Consider the following 19,437-nt stretch of genomic DNA (forward strand, 5'->3'; position numbering starts at 1 on the left):
AAGCGCTTGCGCGAGGCATCCGCCGCTGTTAGAAATGTGCATCAAGTGAGATAGCGCTTTCTCACCGATGATCGACGAAGATGATCGGAGGCCGAAGTTGGCATCAGCACCACCCCGGACGGCTCGGCCGTCCGGCTCGAACCGCCCTCGGGGCATCGACCGGGGGTGCGCGCATGAGCGCCCTCGGCGAGCTCCGGCGCATGAAGCGCACGGGCGACGGCCCCGCGCCGGCAGCGCCCCGCGGGAAGAAGCAGAACAAGGCAGCGTTCCTGTTCCTCGCGCCGTGGTTCCTCGGCCTCTTCCTCATCACCATCGGGCCGATGGTCGCGTCGCTCGTGCTCTCGTTCACGCGCTACAACCTGCTGAGCCCGCCGCGGTTCAACGGCATCGACAACATCGTGCGCATGCTCGAGGACGGCCGGCTGCACAAGTCGATCGAGGTCACGTTCCAGTACGTGTTCATCTCGGTGCCGCTGCAGCTCGCGCTCGCGCTGCTGCTCGCGGTCGTGCTCGACCGGGGCCTGCGCGGCCTGTCGTTCTACCGCTCGGCGTTCTACCTGCCGTCGCTGCTCGGCGCGAGCGTCGCGATCGCGATGCTCTGGCGCCAGATCTTCGGCGTCGACGGCCTGGTCAACCAGGTGCTCGCCTTCTTCGGCATCGAGGGCCAGGGCTGGATCTCGAGCCCCGACACCGCGCTCGGCACGCTCATGATCCTGAACGTCTGGACCTTCGGCTCGCCGATGGTCATCTTCCTCGCCGGCCTCCGGCAGATCCCGGTCATGTACTACGAAGCCGCGTCGGTCGACGGCGCGGGGAAGTGGCAGCAGTTCTGGCGCATCACGATGCCGATGCTCACGCCGATCATCTTCTTCAACCTGATCCTCCAGATCATCGGCGCGTTCCAGTCGTTCACGCAGGCGTACATCGTCTCCGGCGGCACGGGCGGCCCGATCGACTCGACGCTGTTCTACACGCTCTACCTCTACGACCGCGGCTTCGCGAACCTCGACATGGGGTACGCGTCCGCGATGGCCTGGCTGCTGCTGGTCATCATCGCCGCATTCACCGCGCTCAACTTCTGGGCCTCGAAGTATTGGGTCTTCTACGATGACCAGGACTGACACCGTGACCGATCCCGAGCCGCTGACCGAGTCGGTCGTGACGGCACTGCCCGCAGACGACGTGCGGGAGGCCCGGCGCCGCCGCCGGGTGTTCCGGAAGCCGCTGCTCAGCCTGCTGCGCCACGCGGTGCTCATCGCCGCGGCCGTGCTCATGCTCTACCCGGTGATCTGGATGGTCGTGAGCTCGCTCCGGCCGACCGAGGTGATCTTCCGCGAGCCGGGCATCATCCTCGACAGCTTCGAGGTGTCGAACTACGTCGACGGCTGGAACGCGCTGTCGTACCCGTTCAACGTGTACCTGCTGAACTCGGGGCTGGTGGTGCTCGGATGCATCGTCGGCAACCTGGTCTCGTGCTCGCTGGCGGCGTACGCGTTCGCCAGGCTCGAGTTCACGGCCAAGCGCCTGTGGTTCGCGATCATGCTCGTGTCGATCATGCTGCCGATCCACGTGATCATCGTGCCGCAGTACGTGATGTTCTCCCAGGTCGGCTGGGTCAACACGTTCCTGCCGCTGATCGTGCCGAAGCTGCTCGCGACCGACGCGTTCTTCATCTTCCTGATGGTGCAGTTCATCCGCGGCATCCCGCGCGAGCTCGACGAGGCCGCGCGCATCGACGGGGCCGGGCACTTCCGCATCTACCTGCAGGTGATCATGCCGCTCATGGTGCCGGCCCTGGCGACCGCGGCGATCTTCACCTTCATCTGGACCTGGAACGACTTCTTCAGCCAGCTCATCTACCTGACGAAGCCCGACCTCTACACGGTGCCGCTCGCGCTGCGTGCGTTCGTCGACGCCGACAGCGCGACGAACTTCGGCGAGATGTTCGCCATGAGCGTCGTCGCGCTGCTGCCCATCTTCCTGATCTTCCTCTTCGGCCAGCGATTCCTGATCAAGGGCATCGCGACGACGGGGATCAAGTGACCGGCCACGCCGGTCGCGACGGCCGGGCGCCTGGACCCGCCCGGCGTTCCACCCGCACCACACCAACCGCACACACCGAAAGGACGCATCACATGCGAGGCATCACACGCCGCACCACCGTTGCCGCGGCGGCCCTGGGGGCAGCAGCGACGCTCGCCCTCACCGCCTGCGCCGGCGGCGGCTCGGGGGAGCAGGAGCTCTCCGACGAGCCGGTCACCCTCACCTTCACCTGGTGGGGCAACGACACCCGCCACGAGATCACCGAGCAGCTGATCGAGGTGTTCGAGGAGCAGAACCCGAACATCACGGTCGAGCCGCAGTACACCGACTGGTCGGGATACTGGGACAAGCTGTCGACGTCGGTCGCCGCGGGCGACATCCCCGACATCATCCAGATGGACGAGAAGCAGCTCTCCACCTACGCCGCCAACGGCGTGCTGCTCGACCTCGGGTCGCTCGAGGCGCTCGACACGGGCGACTTCCCCGCCGCGGTGCTCGGCACCGGCGCGCTCGAGGGCACGCAGTACGGCATCCCGGTCGGCATCAACTCGTACACCTACATGGCGAACCTCGACCTGCTCGACGAGTACGGCGTCGAGCTGCCCGACGACACCACCTGGACCTGGGACGACTTCATCGCCACCGCCCAGGCGGTCAGCGACGCCAGCGGCGGCGCGGTCGTCGGCTCGCAGTCGTGGGGCTTCGAGGACGGCGGCCTCAAGAACTGGCTGCGCCAGCAGGGCAGCGACCTCTACTCGGCCGACGGCGGCATCGCCGCGACCCCGGAGGACCTGGCCTCGTGGTGGCAGTTCCTGCTCGACTCGACCGACGCGGGCGCACTGCCCGACCCGTCGGCGACCATCGAGCGCGAGGCCGGCGGTCTCGCCGAGTCGTTCACCGCGACCAACGAGTCGGCCTTCGGCCCGTGGTGGTCGAACCAGGTGCAGGCGCTGCGCGACGCGAGCGGCCAGAACCTCGTGGCCCTGCGCGTGCCGGGCTCGGCCGACGGCTCGCCCTACTACAAGCCGTCGATGTTCTGGTCGGCCTCGTCGAAGACCGAGCACCCGGCAGAGGTCGCGCTCTTCCTCGACTTCCTCGCCAACAGCGAGGACGCCGCGGACCTGCTGCTCACCGAGCGCGGCGTGCCCGCCAACGAGGTCATCCGCGCCTACGTCACCCCGCAGCTGGACGACGTGAACAAGTCGGTCGTCGAGTTCCTCGACGCACTCGGACCGGAGGTCGGCGACGCGCCGCCCGCCACCCCTCCGGGCGGCGGCGCGATCGAGGACATCATCGACCAGAACACGCAGAAGGTGCTGTTCGGCGAGCTCACCCCCGAGGAGGCGGCCGACGCCTTCATCGAGGAGCTGCAGCGCGCACTCGACGACGCGATGTGACCTCCCCTGAAGACGGCCCCGGCCGTCTCGGAGCGGCTGCCGCCTTGTCCGTTCGCGGCAGCCGCTCCGGCTCGGATCGCCGCCCCGTGCGGCCCCCACCGGGCTCCCCGGCACTACCTTTGACACGACGAGAACACGCGGAGGACCCGTGACGAACACCTCGCCCCGACCGGTCACCATCGCCCAGGTGGCCGCCTTCGCGGGCGTCTCCCAGGCCTCGGTCTCGCGGGTGCTCAACCGCAACCAGACCGTGGACCCGACGATCGCCGCCAAGGTGCGCGACGCCGTGGAGAAGCTGAACTACTCCCCGAGCCCGGCCGCGCGCAACCTGGTGCGCGGCCGCAGCAACACGATCGCGCTGGTCGTGCCCGACCTGGAGAACCCGATGTTCCAGGGCGTGCTCAAGGGCCTCAGCCGCGCGGCCTACGCCGACGGCTACCGGGTGCTCGTGGCCGACACCGCCGAGCGGGTCGGCGACGAGGAGGAGGTCGTGCTCGAGGCGCGCTCGCGCTGCGACGCGCTCGTGCTCGTCGCCCCCCGCATGTCGAACGAGCGCCTCGAGTCGCTCGTGAGCCGCGTCGGCCCCGTCGTGGTCGTGAACCGCCCCGTCGCGGGCGACCCCGCGGCCGAGCTCTCGGTCGACTACGAGAGCGGCATCCGCGCGCTGGGCGAGCACTTCATCTCGCTCGGCCACACCCGCATCGCGTACCTCTCCGGCCCGCCGCAGTCGTACGCCGACGTGCTGCGGCGCCGTGGACTCGCCGAGCTCGTCGCACGGCACGACGGCTTCGAGGTCGTCGACGTGCCCGCCGGCTCGCAGGTGGAGGACGGCTACCGCGCCGCCGACGCGGTGCTCGCCTCGGGCGCGACCGGCGCCATCGCCTTCAACGACCTCGCCGCGCTGGGCCTGCTCGCCCGCCTGCGCGAGGTCGGCGTCGAGGTGCCGGTCGAGATCTCGGTCGCCGGCATCGACGACATCCCCCTGTCGCGGTTCTCCGCCCCGTCGCTCACGACCATGTCGGTGCCCCGCGTCGAGATCGGCGAACAGGCCTGGCAGCGGCTCAAGGGCGCGATCGCCGGCGCTGCGGCGACGCATCCGCTCTCCTACCGCCCCATCCTCGAGGCGCGCGGCAGCACCGGGCCCGCACCCGAGGCGACCGGCTGGCTGAGCCCCGGCCGCCCGCTGCTGCGCATCGGCGACGGCGTCGTCGCGCGGTACGAGGAGGGCACCGCGATCGACTCCGTGCTGTCGCCGCGCCCGTACCTGCATCCGGTCGAGACCCTCGGCGGCGTGCGCGTGACCGATAGCCACCCGACCGACCACCTGCACCACTTCGGCATCGGCGTGGCACTGCCCGACATCAACGGCACGTCGTACTGGGGCGGTCGCACCTACATCCAGGACGTCGGCTCGGTCATGCTCGAGAACCAGGGCCGGCAGCGCCGCGACGAGCTGCGCGTCGACGGCGAGCGGCTCACCGAGCGCCTCACCTGGATCGACGAGCGCAACGTCGCCCAGCTCAGCGAGGTGCGCACGCTCACCGGCTCGCCCGTGCGGGTCGGCGAGGGCGACGCCTGGGTGCTGCGCTGGCGCACCGTGCTCAAGGCGAACTTCGGTGCGCTCGAGTTCGGGTCGCCCGCCACCAACGGGCGCGAGGGCGCGGGCTACGGCGGCATCTTCTGGCGCTTCCCGGAGTGGAAGGCGATCGTGGTGACCGCCGACGGGCCGGGGAGGAGCTCGGGCACGGCTCGCGCTCGCCGTGGTTCGCCGTGGTCGACCCCGAGCGCAAGGTCACCGTGCTGCTGCACCAGCCCGGGGGCGCCCCGCTGCCGTGGTTCGCCCGCGTCGCCGAGTACGTCGGCATCGGCCCGGCGCTCGCGTGGGACGAGATCCTGCACGTGCCCGAGGGCGGCACCGTCGAGCTCGGACTCGACGCGCTGCTCATCGACCGCGTCATCACCGACCCCGCGGAACTCGCCGACCTTGCGGGCCGGCTCGCCGCGAATGGGTGAGCGGATGCCCCCGGGCGCCGTGCCGCGCATCGGCATCGCCGGCATCCACGGCCACGGGGCCACGCACGTCGTGGAGGCGCTCCGGCTCGAGGGCCTGGGGCGTGCGCGGCTGATCGCGGTCGCCGACCACCGGGCGCCCGAGTCGCCGGTCGGGGAGGCCGCCGTCTTCGCCGACGCCGCGGCGATGATCGCCGACGCCGACCTCGACGTCGTGGTGCTCTCGACCCCGATCCACACCCACGTGCCGCTCGCGCGGGCCGCGCTCGAGGCCGGCGCCCACGTGCTGCTCGAGAAGCCGCCCGCCCCCTCGCTCGCCGAGCTCGCCGAGCTCGACGAGGTCGCGCGGCGGGTCGGTCGCTCGGTGCAGGTCGGGTTCCAGAGCCTCGGGTCGTCCGCGGTCGGCGCGGTGCGCGAGCTCGTCGCCGGTGGCGCGATCGGCGCGGTGCGCGCGTACGGCGCACTCGGCACCTGGGTGCGGCCGGTCGACTACTGGACCCGCAGCGCGTGGGCCGGCCGGCGCGAGCTCGACGGCGTGCCCGTCGTCGACGGCGCGGTGACGAACCCGCTCGCGCACGCGGTCGCGACGGCGCTCGCCGTGGCCGGGGCGCGGTCGGCCGCCGATGTCGCAGGCGTCGAGCTCGACCTCCTGCGGGCGAACGACATCGAGGCCGACGACACGTCGTCGCTCGTCGTCCGGCTCGCGGACGGGCGCACGATCGCGGGTGCGCTCGCCCTCACGGCGTCGGTGCGGAGCGAGCCGTGCGTCACGGTCGAGGGGGAGTCGGGGCGCATCGTGCTCTGGTACACGCTCGACGTCGTGCAGGTCGTGCGCGACGGCGAGCCGTTCCCGGCCACCACGCGGCATCCGCGCACCTCGCTGCTCGCGAACCTCGTCGACCACGCGGTCGACGGCGCCCCGCTGCTCGTGCCGCTCGCGGCGACCGCGGCGTTCACCCGCGTGCTCGACGCGGTGCGCACCGGCTCCGACCCGCGGCGCATCGCCACGGAGCACGTGGAGCGGGTGCGCGACGACGCGGGCGAGCACCTCGTGGTGCGCGATCTCGAGCAGTGGGCGGCACGGGTCGTCACCGAGCAGGCGACGTTCTCCGCCGTCGGCGCACCGTTCGCTCGCTGAGGGCGCGTCGGCCCCGGGGCATCCGCTCGCCGAGCGTTCAGCGCGCCGGCGCGGAGGTGCTGGAGCGCACCACGAGCTTCACGGGCAGGTCGACGTCGTGCGGCGCCTGCTCGTCGTCGCCCTCGCCGAGCAGCGACATGGCCCAGCGCACCGCCTGCTCGCCCTGCTCCACCGGGCGCTGCTCGACGGTCGTGAGGCCGAACATGCCCGCGTTCTCGTGCCCGTCGATGCCGATGATCGAGAGGTCGGCGGGAATGCTCAGCCCGAGCCGGCGCGCGGCGATGTAGGTGCCGAACGCGATCTCGTCGCATGCCGCGAACACCGCGGTCGGGCGATGCGCCGGGTCGCCGAGCAGCTGCAGCGCGGCCGAGAAGCCCTCCGACATCGAGTACTCGGTCGGCAGGTACGGCGCGTCCGCCACGCCCGCCTCGGCCATCGCCTCGCGGAACCCGGTGACCCGGCTGCCCTGCACGCCCTCGCGGTCGCGCTCGGCCTCCTCGCCGCCGAGCAGCACGATGTCGCGGTGCCCGAGGTGCAGCAGGTGCCGGGTCGCGAGGCGGGCGGTCTCGCGGTGGTCGACGGCCAGGCGCACGGCCGCCGACAGCATGGTTCCGCCGATCGTCACCACGGGCCGACCGGTGCGGGCGAGCCGGTCGGACTCGTCGGGGCTCAGGTCGACGTCGACCCCGATGACCGCGTCGACGCGACGGCGCTGCACGTAGTACTCGAAGATGCGCCGGCGCGCCTCCGGCTCGACCGCGAGGTTGTAGAGCACGAGGTCGTACCCGCGCGCCAGCATCGCCCGTTCGAGGCCCTCGAGCACCTCGCCGAAGTACCAGCGGTTGACGAAGCGGATGAGCACGCCGATGGACTTGCTGCGACCCGTGACGAGGCTCGCGGCGTTCGGCGAGGCGATGTAGCCGATCTCCGACGCGGCGGCGACGACGCGGTCGCGCGTGGCCGGCGAGACCGCCCCGCGGCCGCTCAGTGCACGCGACGCGGTGGCTTTCGACACCCCGGAGAGGCGCGCGACATCCGCGATCGACGGCATCGACGCCTCCCTCCCTCGGAAGATGCACGGCCGAGTGTAGCCCCACGACCGGAGGAGCGGAACCGGTTCCACAAAGGAACCTCGGACGTGATCGTTTCGTGACATACCAGTCCTTGTGTCTCCATACCGGCCATGCATACCGTAGGGCTGGAACCGGTTCCGCTGAGAGCGGTTCCCAGGAACTCCAACTCAACGAGGAGATGAGAGATGAGCACCATTCGGAAGCGCCGACTGCTCCTGCCGCTCGCGGTGGCGGCCACGGTCGGCTTCGCGCTCACCGCCTGTACGGGGGACATCGCGAACGAGTCGGCGGAGGACGTCGACTGCTCGGAGTACGAGGAGTACGGCACGTACGAGGGGGCGAGCGTCACGATCGGCGGCACCATCGTCGACATCGAGGCCGACCGGCTCGTCGAGTCGTGGACCGACTTCTCCAACTGCACCGGCATCGAGATCGACTACCAGGGCTCGCAGGAGTTCGAGGCGCAGATCGCGGTGCTCGCCGAGGGCGGCAACGCCCCCGACATCGGGTTCGTGCCCCAGCCCGGACTCGTCGAGCGACTCGCCGACGGCGGCTGGCTGATCCCGGCGTCGGCCGACGTCGAGGCGAACGCCGACGAGTGGTGGACCGAGGACTGGAAGGCCTACGGCACCGTCGATGACGTGTTCTACGGCGCGCCGCTGATGTCCAACATCAAGGGCTACATCTGGTACTCGCCGAGCGAGTTCGAGGAGAACGGCTGGGAGATCCCGGCCACGCTCGACGAACTGCGCGACCTCTCCGACGAGATCGTCGCGGCGGGCGACCACAAGCCGTGGTGCGTCGGCCTCGAGTCGGGCGTCGCGACCGGCTGGCCCGGCACCGACTGGGTCGAGGACTACGTGCTCCGACTCCAGGGCGCCGACTACTACGACCAGTGGGTCACGCACGAGATCCCGTTCAACGACCCCGGCATCGTCGAGGCGTTCGACGAGGTCGGCGAATACCTCAAGAACGAGGACATGGTCAACGGCGGAATCGGCGACGTGTCGACGCTCGTGACCGAGGCGTTCGGCACGGCCGGGCTCCCGATCCTCGACGGCGAGTGCTCGCTGCACCACCAGGCCTCGTTCTACGAGACCTTCTGGAACGCCGAGGGTGGCGACGAGGTCACGGTGGCCTCGAACGGCGACGTGTTCGGATTCATGCTCCCGCCCGAGAACGCCGGCGACCCGCTGGCCGTCACGGGTGGTGGCGAGATCGTGACCGCGTTCACCGACGCCGAGGAGGTCGAGGTGGTGCGCACGTACCTCTCGAGCGACACCTGGGCCAACAATCGCGTGAGCCTCGGCGGCGTGATCAGCGCGAACCTCGGGGTCGACCCCGAGAACGCGTCGAGCGAGCTGCTCGTGCAGTCCATCGAGATCCTGCAGAACCCGGAGACCACCTTCCGGTTCGACGGATCCGACCTGATGCCCGGTGCCGTCGGCGCCGACTCCTTCTGGAGCGGCATCGTCGACTGGGTGACCGGCAGCGACACGCAGTCGGTGGTCGACGCCATCGAGGCGAGCTGGCCGAGCAGCTAGCGCGCCCCGCCGCGTTCGCGGCATGATCGAGGGGGCGGGGTCGTACCCCGCCCCTCGCATCCCCAGATTTCAATGACGAAACGGGAGAGACGGTGACGACCGAAGACCTCGTCGGGAAGATCCTGCAGGTGGTGATGGGCCTCGTCGTGTTCGCGGCGATCGTGGGCCTGCTCATCTTCTTCATCGACAAGGCGCCCAAGAAGGGGCGCGACTACTGGCAACTGGCGGGCTTCCTGCTCCCCGCCCTGATCCTCGTGGCGATCGGCCTCGTCTGGCCGGCGATCCGCACCACGTTCCTGGCGTTCCAGGACAACTCGGGCGCGTGGTCGCTCGACAACTTCGTCTGGATGTTCACGCAGCCGGCGGCGATCCGCACGCTGATCAACACGGTCATCTGGGTGCTGCTCGTGCCGACCTTCGCGACCCTCGTCGGCCTCGCGTACGCGATCTTCATCGACAAGTCGCGCGGGGAGCGGTACTTCAAGGCGCTGGTGTTCATGCCGATGGCGATCTCGTTCGTCGGCGCGGGCATCATCTGGCGGTTCGTCTACGAGTACCGCTCGGGCGACCGCGAGCAGATCGGCATCCTGAACGCCATCGTCGTCGCGTTCGGCGGCGAACCCGTGCAGTGGCTCCAGACCGACCCGATCAACACGATCCTGCTGATCGTCGTCATGATCTGGATCCAGACCGGATTCGCGATGGTCGTGCTGAGCGCGGCGATCAAGGGCATCCCCACCGAGCAGATCGAGGCGGCCCAGCTCGACGGCACGAACGCCTGGCAGCGGTTCCGGAACGTCACCGTCCCGGGCATCCGCGGCTCGATCGTGGTGGTGCTCACGACCATCTCGATCGCGACGCTGAAGGTCTTCGACATCGTGCGCACCATGACCGCCGGAAACTTCAACACGTCGGTCGTGGCGAACGAGATGTACACGCAGGCGTTCCGCGCGAGCGAGGTGGGACGCGGCTCGGCGCTCGCGCTCATCCTGTTCGTGATGGTGCTGCCGATCATCGTCTACAACATCAGAATCCTGCGCCAGCAGAGGGAGATCCGATGAGCACCACCGGAACCTCGTCAGTCCTGCCCCCCGACCGCGGCACGGAGGAGGAGCTCGAGCGCGGGCTCGAGCGGGAGGAGTCGAAGCCCGCACGGGTCAAGAAGCGACTCACCTCGCGCACCGCGACCATCGCGGCGCTCATCATCGCCGTGCTGTGGACCATCCCGACGTTCGGGCTGTTCCTGTCGTCCTTCCGGCCGGCGGAGCTCATCCGCACCACCGGTTGGTGGACCATCTTCCAGAACCCCGGGTTCACGCTCGAGAACTACCAGGACGTCCTGCTCTCGCCGTCGCTGTCGTCGCCGCAGCTGGGCGCGTACTTCGTCAACTCGATCGCCATCGCGATCCCGGCGACGATCTTCCCGCTCGTGTTCGCGTCGATGGCCGCGTACGCGTTCGCCTGGATCAAGTTCCGCGGCGTGCACGTGCTGTTCATCCTGGTGTTCGCGCTGCAGATCGTGCCGCTGCAGATGGCCCTCGTGCCCCTGCTGCAGTTCTTCTCGACCTACCTGCGACCCATGCAGGCGTGGCTGCACGACGTGGTGCCGATCATCCCCGAGCAGAACTACCTGCCGGTGTGGATCGCGCACACGATCTTCGCACTGCCGCTCGCGATCTTCCTGCTGCACAACTTCATCGCGGAGATCCCGAGCGACGTGATCGAGGCGGCGCGTGTCGACGGGGCATCCCACGGCCAGATCTTCTTCCGGATCGTGCTGCCGCTCGCCATGCCGGCGATCGCGTCCTTCGCGATCTTCCAGTTCCTCTGGGTCTGGAACGACCTGCTCGTCGCGCTGATCTTCTCGGGCGGCACACAGGACGTCGCGCCACTGACGCAACGATTGGCCGAGCTCACGGGCAGTCGCGGGCAGGACTGGCAGCGCCTGACGGCGGCGGCGTTCGTGTCGCTGATCGTGCCGCTGATCGTGTTCTTCAGCCTGCAACGGTACTTCGTGCGCGGGCTCCTGGCCGGATCGACGAAGGGGTGACCGCCGTCACGACCTGAACGCATTCCGAACCTGGGCGCGCCCGGCCGCGGTAGGGGAACCCGCGGCCGGGTTCCCTGCTGGTTGCTGCGGGAAATGTACTGTTCAGGACATGAATCCGGCACCGATTCGGGTGTTGACGATCGCTCGACTCCGGGCTAGCGTCGAAGGTGAGCACCACCGCAGGACTTGCCGGCAACAGGGGGCCGGCACCGGGGAAACACGGGCCCGGCCGACGCAGCGACGCGTTTCGGCCGGGCCCATTCCCGTGCCCGTCGGGTACGTGATCGTCCGCGATGCATGCGAATGTGCATGGAAAATGCATGCATAGGTGCATGTATCGCTTAGGGTGGGGTGCATGACACTTCACGGCCAGAGCGGCCCGCCCGGTGGCGGGCCCGGCGGACAGGTCGGGCGCTTCGGCAAGCCCCGCACCCGCATCAGCGCCGCCGACGAGGACGCGCAGCGCGCCGAGAACGCCGAAGCGCCGAAGATCCCGCACCTCGGCCGGCGCATCGCCGCCCTCTTCCGTCCCTACCGTCGCGGTCTCGCTGTGGTCATCGCCCTCGTCTTCGTCGGCGCCGCGCTCAGCGTCGTGCCGCCGCTGCTCACCGAGCAGGCCTTCGACGACGGGCTCTTCCCCGAGGGCGGCAGTGGCCCGAACCTCACCGTGCTCGCCGAGATCGTCGGACTCATGATCGTCATCTTCATCGCCTCGGCGATGCTCGGCGTCTGGCAGACCTGGCTCACCGCGAACATCGGCAACAAGGTCATGGGCGACCTGCGGGTGCGCCTGTTCGAACGGCTCCAGTCGATGGAGCTCGCGTTCTTCACGCGCACGAAGACCGGCGTGATCCAATCGCGCCTGCAGAACGACGTCGGCGGCGTGGCATCCGTGCTCACCAACACCGTCTCGAGCGTGCTCGGCAACACCGTCACCGTGATCGCGGCGTTCGTCGCCATGCTGCTGCTCAGCTGGGAGCTCACGCTCATCGCGCTCGTGCTCATGCCGTTCATGGCGCTCGCCCAGCGGCGCGTCGGACGGGTGCGCGCGAAGATCGCCGCGAAGACGCAGGAGTCGCTGTCGGAGATGACGGCCATCACGCAGGAGACGCTGTCGGTCTCGGGCATCCTGCTGTCGAAGTCGTTCACGCGCCAGGCCGCCGAGACGGCCCGCTACTCCGACGAGAACCGCAACCAGATCAGCCTCCAGGTGCGGCAGGTCATGTCGGGGCAGTGGTTCTTCGCGCTCGTGAACATCTTCCTGTCGTCGATCCCGGCGATCGTGTACCTGGTGTCGGGCTGGCTCATCACGGGCGGCAGCGCCGACATCACGGCCGGCACCATCGTCGCGTTCACGACCGTGCAGGCGCGCCTGCTGTTCCCGATGCTCGGCATCATGCGGGTCGCGCTCGACGTGCAGACCTCCATGGCGCTGTTCGCCCGCATCTTCGAGTACCTCGATCTGCGGCCGGCGATCACGGATGCCCCCGAGGCGATCGACGTCCCCACCGGCGACGCCCTCGGGCGGGTCGAGTTCGACGGCGTCTCGTTCGCCTACCCCGACGCCGCGGGCGACGCGCGCCCCACGATCGACGACATGAGCTTCCGCATCGAGCCCGGGCAGTACGCCGCGTTCGTCGGCCCGTCGGGCGCCGGCAAGACGACCGTGTCGTACCTCGTGCCGCGCCTGTACGACGCGTCCGGCGGCACGGTGCGCTTCGCGGGGAGGAAGTGCGCGACCTGCGCGCCGACTCGCTGCTCTCGCACGTCGGCATCGTCAGCCAGGAGACGTACCTGTTCCACGCGTCGATCTCCGACAACCTCAGGTATGCGAAGCCGGATGCCTCGGATGCGGAGCTCGAACGCGCCGCGCGCGCCGCGAACATGCACGAGACGATCATGTCGTTCCCCGACGGGTACGACACGCTCGTCGGCGAGCGCGGCTACCGCCTCTCCGGCGGCGAGAAGCAGCGCATCGCGATCGCGCGCGTGCTGCTGAAGGACCCCGAGGTGCTCGTGCTCGACGAGGCGACGAGCGCGCTCGACACCATCTCCGAGCGCGTCGTCCAGGACGCGCTCGACGACGCGGCGCGCGGCCGCACCACCATCGCGATCGCGCACCGGTTGTCGACCGTCGTGAGCGCCGACGTCATCTTCGTGGTGGTCGGCGGCCGCATCGTCGAGCGGGGCTCGCACGCCGAGCTGCTGGCCGCCGACGGCGTCTACGCGCGACTCTACGAACGGCAGGCGGAGGGCGCGCCGGTCGCGGACTGACCCTCGGACGGGGTACCTTGCTCCCAGTCGCGCGTGCGCGCGGCGGAGATTGGGGGATTTCCGATGTCAGATCCGCGACCCGAGAAGCGCGTGGCGGCGACGCCGCTCGAGCACGCGCCGGCCGAGACGCCCGCCGGGCCGTCGACCTTCGCGACGCTCGCCGCCGAGTTCTTCGGCACGTTCGTGCTCGTGCTGGGCCTCATCAGCGCAGCGCTGTTCGCCTCCGACTTCGGCGTGGGCGACAACGGCAGCTCGCTCGGCGTCGGGTTCGTCGGCGTCGCGCTCGCCGTGGGACTCGCGGTCGTCGCGGGCGCCTACACCTTCGGGCCGATCTCGGGCGGGCACTTCAACCCCGCCGTGACGCTCGGCCTCGCGGCGGCGGGCCGCTTCCCGTGGCGCGGCACGGTGGGCTACATCGTCGCGCAGCTGCTCGGCGGCGCGGCAGCGACGAGCATCATCGCGCTCATCGGGTCGTCGCAGGCCGGCTGGTTCGACGCGGCCCGCGAGGGAGGGTTCGCGAGCAACGGATGGGACGCGCTCTCGCCGGGCGGCTTCGGCTTCGGCGGCATGGTCGTGGTCGAGATCGTGTTCACCGCGCTGCTCGTCGCCGTCGTGATCGGCGTCACGCACCCGAGCCGCGGCAACCCCGCGTTCGCGGGCCTCGTGATCGGCCTGACGCTGACGCTCATCCACCTCGCGACCATCCCGATCGACAACACGTCGGTGAACCCGGCCCGCTCGATCGCGACCGCGATCTACGGCGGCGGCGACGCGCTGGCGATGCTCTGGGCGTTCATCGTGTTCCCGATCGTCGGCGCGCTGCTCGCGGGCTTCACGTTCCGGCTGCTGTTCGACGGCACCAAGCGGTAGCGGCGCGCGCGGAGACGCGCGCGCTCGTCAGCGGCCGGCTTGCGGCGGTCCGGTCAGATCTCGACCGGGCCGCCGCGATCGTCGAGCAGCCGGGTCATCAGGTCGATCTCGGCCGCCTGGCTGTCGAGGATGGCCTGGGCGAGGCTCGTGACGACGGGGTGGGTCGAGCGCGCCAGCAGCGCCTCCGACATCTCGAGCGCGCCCTCGTGGTGGCGGATCATGAGCGTCAGGAAGATGCGCTCGGCCTCGACGCCCTCGGCGGCGCGCAGCGTCTCGACCTGGTCGAACGTCGCGAGCCCCGGCATCGGGTCGCCAGGTGTGTGCGTCGACGCGTCGTGGTCGGCATGCTCGCCCTCGGCACCCGCCAGCGCGGGTCGGGTCATCCACGTCATCTGCGGCTCGCTGCCGGCCTGCGGCAGGCCCCACTCCTCGAGCCAGCCGTACATCTGGCCGGCCTGCTGCGCCTGCACGGTCGCCATGTCGTAGGCGAGGCGCTCCATGTCGGGGTCGTCGCTGGTGTCGCGGATGATCAGTGCGAGGTCGACGCCCTGGAGGTGGTGCACCTGCATGTCGCGCGCGAACCCGGCCTCGGCGCTGACCGTGGTCGGGTCGGCCTGGCCGAGCGTCGAGATGCGCCCGAGGGCGAACGCCACCGCGACCAGCGCGACCACGACGAGGGCCCCCACGACGAGTGCGCCGACGCGACCGAGGCGGCCGCGCTGCGCGGGCGCCTCGGGTCCGTCGGGCACCGGCCCGGGGGCATCCGTCATCAGGACTCGCGGCCGGGACCGTCGACGCCGCCGGTGCACAGTGCGCCCGGCTCGGGCACGAGGTCGCTGCGCCAGTACTCCTCGAGGTACTCCTCGATGCGCTCGTCGTCGGCCGACTCGACCTGCAGCTGCGTGTTCCAGCCGCTCAGCACGATGGGGGAGGGCAGGCCCTCGAACGGCGACAGGATGACGTAGCTCGACGGCAGCTTCGCGCGCAGCGCGGAGAGCTCGTCGTCGGCGAGCGACGGGTCGTAGGTGACCCAGATCGCGCCGTGCTCCATCGAGTGCACGGCGTTCTCGCTCGGCACCTGCTCGGTGTAGACGCCGCAGTTCAGCCAGGCGGGGTTGTGCTCGCCGCCGGCCGGCGGGGTCTGCGGGTAGTCGACCACGCCCTCGACGTGCAGCGACGTGTTCTCGAAGGTCTGGACGCCCTCGACCTCGGCGCCCGAACCGCCCGCGGTGTAGTTCGCGGCCTGCGGCGTGAGCACGATGGAGGTGACGATGACGGCGACCACGACGACCGCTCCGCCGATCGCGGCGCCGATGCCGATGCGCTTGTTGCGCTTCTGGCGGGCCTGCTCGCGCTTGTAGGCCTCGAGCTTCTTCGCTCGCTGCTCTGCACGCTGCTGCTTGACGGTCGGCTTCTTGCCGGGCGGGGTCGCACTCACGGGTGTGCCTCTCTCGAACCTGGGGGTTGCTCCATTCGAACGTATCGGACACGCGGATTTCTTCCCCGCGGCGGCATCCGCAGTGCATTCACAGGGGCGGGCGGGGCGAGCGGATGACACGTGCCGATCCGTGCCGCTAGAGTCGTAGCCGTGATCCCTTCGCTGTGTTGTCGCTGAACGTCGCTCATCCCGCCGGTCTCCCGGCATGACCGATCGCTCGCCGCATCCGGCCCGCGCCTCCGCAGCGCCCGGCGAGCAGACGTGAAGGACAACGAATGAAGTACGCAGAGAACATCGTCGAGCTCGTCGGCGACACCCCGCTGGTGAAGCTCCAGCACGTCACCGACGGCATCGCCGCGACGGTGCTCGTGAAGCTGGAGTACTTCAACCCCGGCGGCTCGTCGAAGGACCGCATCGCGACGCGCATCATCGACGCGGCCGAGGCCGAGGGCAAGCTGGCGCCCGGCGGCACGATCGTCGAGCCGACCTCGGGCAACACGGGCGTGGGCCTCGCGCTCGTCGCGTTGCAGCGCGGCTACCGGTGCATCTTCGTCTGCCCCGACAAGGTCGGCGAGGACAAGCGCAACGTGCTCACCGCCTACGGCGCCGAGGTGGTCGTGACGCCGACCGCGGTCGCGCCCGACAGCCCCGAGTCGTACTACTCGGTGAGCGACCGGCTCGCCCGCGAGATCCCCGGCGCGTTCAAGCCGAACCAGTACGCCAACCCGAACGGCCCGCGCTCGCACTACGAGACCACGGGCCCCGAGATCTGGCGCGACACCGACGGCACGGTCACGCACTTCGTCGCCGGCGTCGGCACCGGCGGCACGATCACCGGCACCGGGCGCTACCTGCGCGAGGTGTCGGATGACACGGTGCGCATCATCGGCGCCGACCCCGAGGGCTCGGTCTACTCGGGCGGCACCGGCCGGCCGTACCTCGTCGAAGGCGTCGGCGAGGACTTCTGGCCCGACGCGTACGACCCGACCGTGCCGCACGAGATCATCGAGGTCTCCGACGCCGAGTCGTTCGACATGACCCGGCGCCTCGCCCGCGAGGAGGGCATCCTCGTCGGCGGGTCGAGCGGCATGGCCGTCGTCGCGGCGCTGAAGGCAGCGGCATCCGCCCCCGCCGACTCGGTGTTCGTCGTGCTGCTGCCCGACGGCGGCCGCGGCTACCTCGGCAAGATCTTCAACGACAAGTGGCTGCGCGCGTACGGGTTCTCGAACGCGCCCGCCGGCCACACCGTCGGCAACCTGCTCGCCTCGAAGTCGGGCAGCACGCCCGAGCTCGTGTACTCGGCGCCCGACGACACGATCCGCGAGGCGATCGACCGCATGAACGAGACGGGCGTCTCGCAGCTGCTCGTGCTCACCGCCGAGCCGCCGGTCGTGCTCGGCGAGGTCGCCGGTGCGATCCATGACGACGAGCTGCTCGAGCTCGTCTTCTCGGGCCGCGCGAAGCTCACCGACGAGGTGTCGAGCGTGATCGGCCCGAACCTGCCCCTCATCGGCGTGAACGAGCCCGTCGCCACCGCGCGCCAGGCGTTCGGCGACGCGCCCGCGATGCTCGTGACCGACGGCGGGCGCGTGCTCGGCGTCATCACCCGCTCCGACCTCCTCACCTACCTCAGCGCCTGACCGCAAGGAACCACTCACATGACTTCGCTCGACCAGAACCACGGATTCGCCACGCGTGCGGTGCACGCCGGACAGGAGTTCGACCCCACGACCGGTGCGGTGATCCCGCCCGTGCACCTCACCTCGACCTACGTGCAGGACGGCATCGGCGGCCTCCGCGGCGGCTACGAGTACTCGCGCGGCGGCAACCCCACCCGCACGGCGCTCGAGACCCAGCTCGCCGCGCTCGAGGGCGGCACGCACGGCCTGAGCTTCGCGTCGGGCCTCGCCGCCGAGGACGCGCTGCTCCGCGCGGTCCTCGCGCCCGGCGACCACGTCGTCATCGGCAACGACGTCTACGGCGGCACGCACCGCCTCATCAACCGCATCCACGGTGCGTGGGGCATCCGCCACTCGACCGTCGACACGAGCGACCTCGACGCCGTGCGCGCCGCGATCGAGCCGGCCACCAAGGTGCTCTGGGTCGAGACGCCGTCGAACCCGCTCATGAAGATCTCGGACGTCGCGGCCCTCGTCGCGCTCGGCCACGAGGCCGGCGCGCTCGTCGTGGTCGACAACACGTTCGCCTCGCCCGCGCTGCAGCAGCCGCTCGCGCTCGGCGCCGACGTCGTCGTGCACTCGACCACGAAGTACCTCGGCGGCCACTCCGACGTGGTCGGCGGCGCGCTCATCACGAGCGACGACGAGCTCGAGGAAAAGGTGCGCTTCATCCAGTTCGCCGCCGGCGCCGTGTCGGCCCCGTTCGACGCGTTCCTCACCAGCCGCGGCATCAAGACGCTGGCATTGCGGATGCGGCAGCACTCCGCGTCGGCCCAGCAGATCGCCGAGTCCGTGCTCGACCACCCCAAGCTCACGCGCGTGCTGTACCCGGGCCTGCCGTCGCACCCGGGCCACGCGCTCGCCGCGTCGCAGATGTCGGGCTTCGGCGGCATGCTCACGCTCGACTTCGCGGGCGGCGCGGCCGCCGCGCGGAAGTTCGCCGAGACGACGTCGCTCTTCCAGCTCGCCGAGTCGCTCGGCGGCGTCGAGTCGCTCGTGAACTACCCGTCGGAGATGACGCACGCGTCGGTCAAGGGCACGCCCGCCGAGGTGCCCGAGTCGATCGTGCGGCTGTCGGTCGGCGTCGAGGAGACCGCGGACCTGGTCGCCGACGTCGTCGAGGCGCTCGACCGGCTGTAGGGCGGGCGCGGCGCCGCGGCGCGGCATCCGCTCGCCCCTGCTTCGCCCTGCCCCGGGCCGGGCCGCCTGCGCCAGCCTCTGGCGGGTCGCGGGCCGGTGCGGTATGACGGTCACATGAGGGAAGATGCGGTCACCCGCTGGGTGGAGCGGTACCGACGGGCGTGGCTGTCGAACGACCCGGGCGACATCCGCGCGCTCTTCACCGAGCACGCGGAGTACGTGAACACGCCGGGCACCGAGCCGTACCGAGGGCACGACGAGATCGTGTCGTGGTGGCTCGAGGAGGCCGACGGCCCCGACGAGACCACGTTCACGTGGGAGCCGCTGCTCGTCGGCGACACCCGCGCGATCATCGAGGGCCGCACCGTCTACCGGGGCTCGACGGCGTACCGCAACCTGTGGGTGATCGACCTGGCACCCGACGGGCGCGCGACCGCGTTCACCGAGTGGTGGGTCGAGGAGGAGGAGGCCGACGACCTCGAGTTCGACGATGAGGCGGATGCCGCGGGCGACGAGCCCGACGACGGGGACGACGACTTCGGCGACGACGACGATGCCGACGACCTCGACGAGGACGACGACTCCGACGACGACGAGTACGACTGGGACGACGACGAGGAGGAGTCGGCCGACGAGGGCGACGACGGGGACGACGACTTCGACGACGATCTCGACTACGACTACGACGACGACGTGGACGTCGACATCGACGGGGAGGACGCGCCGGACCCGGACGCCTCGCGCTGACGGCCTGCCGACCCCGCCGACCCCGGTTCGCGAG

Annotated in this window: 13 protein-coding genes and 3 pseudogenes; 13 read left to right on the forward strand and 3 right to left on the reverse strand. The window is 70.4% G+C overall.

Annotation, left to right across the window (positions count from 1 at the left end):
• The first annotated feature begins 173 nt into the window (after positions 1-173).
• From QUE38_RS10850 to QUE38_RS10870, 5 genes and pseudogenes are all read left to right on the forward strand, one after another.
• Positions 174-1,121, forward strand: coding sequence for a carbohydrate ABC transporter permease (locus tag QUE38_RS10850; protein ID WP_433996899.1), 948 nt, complete (start codon positions 174-176; stop codon positions 1,119-1,121).
• The gene (locus QUE38_RS10855; protein ID WP_286308181.1) at positions 1,108-2,043 is read left to right on the forward strand and encodes a carbohydrate ABC transporter permease; all 936 of its coding nucleotides are present in this window, start codon (positions 1,108-1,110) and stop codon (positions 2,041-2,043) included. Before QUE38_RS10850 ends, QUE38_RS10855 begins: the two co-directional genes overlap by 14 nt.
• A gap of 92 nt (positions 2,044-2,135) precedes the next feature.
• Complete coding sequence (locus QUE38_RS10860) at positions 2,136-3,440, forward strand: ABC transporter substrate-binding protein (protein ID WP_286308184.1); 1,305 nt, start codon at positions 2,136-2,138, stop codon at positions 3,438-3,440.
• A gap of 229 nt (positions 3,441-3,669) precedes the next feature.
• A pseudogene (locus tag QUE38_RS10865) lies at positions 3,670-5,453 on the forward strand (DUF6807 family protein).
• An 85-nt stretch (positions 5,454-5,538) separates the two neighbouring features.
• A pseudogene (locus tag QUE38_RS10870) lies at positions 5,539-6,588 on the forward strand (Gfo/Idh/MocA family protein); the annotation flags it as partial.
• A gap of 37 nt (positions 6,589-6,625) precedes the next feature.
• Here QUE38_RS10870 and QUE38_RS10875 read toward each other — a convergent pair.
• Positions 6,626-7,639: a LacI family DNA-binding transcriptional regulator gene (locus QUE38_RS10875; RefSeq protein WP_286308189.1), complete on the reverse strand. Its 1,014-nt coding sequence runs from the start codon at positions 7,637-7,639 to the stop codon at positions 6,626-6,628.
• A gap of 207 nt (positions 7,640-7,846) precedes the next feature.
• On the opposite strand from QUE38_RS10875, the gene QUE38_RS10880 reads away from it, so the two are divergent.
• The 5 genes and pseudogenes from QUE38_RS10880 (at position 7,847) to QUE38_RS10900 (ending at position 14,399) form a co-directional block, all read left to right on the forward strand.
• Positions 7,847-9,205 (forward strand): ABC transporter substrate-binding protein, encoded by a 1,359-nt coding sequence (locus QUE38_RS10880; RefSeq protein WP_286308191.1) that lies wholly within the window; start codon positions 7,847-7,849, stop codon positions 9,203-9,205.
• A gap of 92 nt (positions 9,206-9,297) precedes the next feature.
• On the forward strand, positions 9,298-10,266 hold the full coding sequence (locus tag QUE38_RS10885; RefSeq protein WP_286308193.1) for a carbohydrate ABC transporter permease: 969 nt from the start codon (positions 9,298-9,300) through the stop codon (positions 10,264-10,266).
• The gene (locus QUE38_RS10890; protein WP_286308195.1) at positions 10,263-11,255 is read left to right on the forward strand and encodes a carbohydrate ABC transporter permease; all 993 of its coding nucleotides are present in this window, start codon (positions 10,263-10,265) and stop codon (positions 11,253-11,255) included. Before QUE38_RS10885 ends, QUE38_RS10890 begins: the two co-directional genes overlap by 4 nt.
• Positions 11,256-11,610: 355 nt before the next feature.
• A pseudogene (locus QUE38_RS10895) lies at positions 11,611-13,529 on the forward strand (ABC transporter ATP-binding protein).
• A 63-nt stretch (positions 13,530-13,592) separates the two neighbouring features.
• Positions 13,593-14,399, forward strand: coding sequence for an aquaporin (locus QUE38_RS10900; protein ID WP_286308197.1), 807 nt, complete (start codon positions 13,593-13,595; stop codon positions 14,397-14,399).
• Positions 14,400-14,452: 53 nt separating this feature from the next.
• Here the strand turns inward: QUE38_RS10900 and QUE38_RS10905 are convergent, their stop codons facing one another.
• Both QUE38_RS10905 and QUE38_RS10910 read right to left on the reverse strand, forming a co-directional pair.
• Positions 14,453-15,169, reverse strand: a complete 717-nt coding sequence (locus QUE38_RS10905) for a DUF305 domain-containing protein (protein ID WP_286308198.1) — start codon at positions 15,167-15,169, stop codon at positions 14,453-14,455.
• On the reverse strand, positions 15,169-15,837 hold the full coding sequence (locus QUE38_RS10910; RefSeq protein WP_286308200.1) for a DUF3105 domain-containing protein: 669 nt from the start codon (positions 15,835-15,837) through the stop codon (positions 15,169-15,171). The genes QUE38_RS10905 and QUE38_RS10910 overlap by 1 nt, the downstream gene beginning before the upstream one ends.
• A gap of 275 nt (positions 15,838-16,112) precedes the next feature.
• On the opposite strand from QUE38_RS10910, the gene QUE38_RS10915 reads away from it, so the two are divergent.
• From QUE38_RS10915 to QUE38_RS10925, 3 genes are all read left to right on the forward strand, one after another.
• Positions 16,113-17,477 (forward strand): cystathionine beta-synthase, encoded by a 1,365-nt coding sequence (locus QUE38_RS10915; RefSeq protein WP_286308202.1) that lies wholly within the window; start codon positions 16,113-16,115, stop codon positions 17,475-17,477.
• A gap of 18 nt (positions 17,478-17,495) precedes the next feature.
• On the forward strand, positions 17,496-18,656 hold the full coding sequence (locus tag QUE38_RS10920) for a cystathionine gamma-synthase (protein ID WP_286308204.1): 1,161 nt from the start codon (positions 17,496-17,498) through the stop codon (positions 18,654-18,656).
• A 114-nt stretch (positions 18,657-18,770) separates the two neighbouring features.
• The gene (locus QUE38_RS10925; RefSeq protein ID WP_286308206.1) at positions 18,771-19,403 is read left to right on the forward strand and encodes a nuclear transport factor 2 family protein; all 633 of its coding nucleotides are present in this window, start codon (positions 18,771-18,773) and stop codon (positions 19,401-19,403) included.
• Positions 19,404-19,437: the final 34 nt, after the last annotated feature.

The sequence above is a fragment of the Agromyces mangrovi genome (assembly GCF_030296695.1).
Taxonomy (GTDB): domain Bacteria; phylum Actinomycetota; class Actinomycetes; order Actinomycetales; family Microbacteriaceae; genus Agromyces; species Agromyces mangrovi.

Bases quoted from the DNA above. Each gene is read 5' to 3' on its own strand.
- QUE38_RS10875 (WP_286308189.1), bottom strand. From the start codon at position 7,639: ATGCCGTCGATCGCGGATGTCGCGCGCCTCTCCGGGGTGTCGAAAGCC.
- QUE38_RS10855 (WP_286308181.1), top strand. From the start codon at position 1,108: ATGACCAGGACTGACACCGTGACCGATCCCGAGCCGCTGACCGAGTCG.
- QUE38_RS10925 (WP_286308206.1), top strand. From the start codon at position 18,771: ATGAGGGAAGATGCGGTCACCCGCTGGGTGGAGCGGTACCGACGGGCG.
- QUE38_RS10850 (WP_433996899.1), top strand. From the start codon at position 174: ATGAGCGCCCTCGGCGAGCTCCGGCGCATGAAGCGCACGGGCGACGGC.
- QUE38_RS10905 (WP_286308198.1), bottom strand. From the start codon at position 15,169: ATGACGGATGCCCCCGGGCCGGTGCCCGACGGACCCGAGGCGCCCGCG.
- QUE38_RS10860 (WP_286308184.1), top strand. From the start codon at position 2,136: ATGCGAGGCATCACACGCCGCACCACCGTTGCCGCGGCGGCCCTGGGG.
- QUE38_RS10915 (WP_286308202.1), top strand. From the start codon at position 16,113: ATGAAGTACGCAGAGAACATCGTCGAGCTCGTCGGCGACACCCCGCTG.
- QUE38_RS10880 (WP_286308191.1), top strand. From the start codon at position 7,847: ATGAGCACCATTCGGAAGCGCCGACTGCTCCTGCCGCTCGCGGTGGCG.
- QUE38_RS10900 (WP_286308197.1), top strand. From the start codon at position 13,593: ATGTCAGATCCGCGACCCGAGAAGCGCGTGGCGGCGACGCCGCTCGAG.
- QUE38_RS10890 (WP_286308195.1), top strand. From the start codon at position 10,263: ATGAGCACCACCGGAACCTCGTCAGTCCTGCCCCCCGACCGCGGCACG.
- QUE38_RS10920 (WP_286308204.1), top strand. From the start codon at position 17,496: ATGACTTCGCTCGACCAGAACCACGGATTCGCCACGCGTGCGGTGCAC.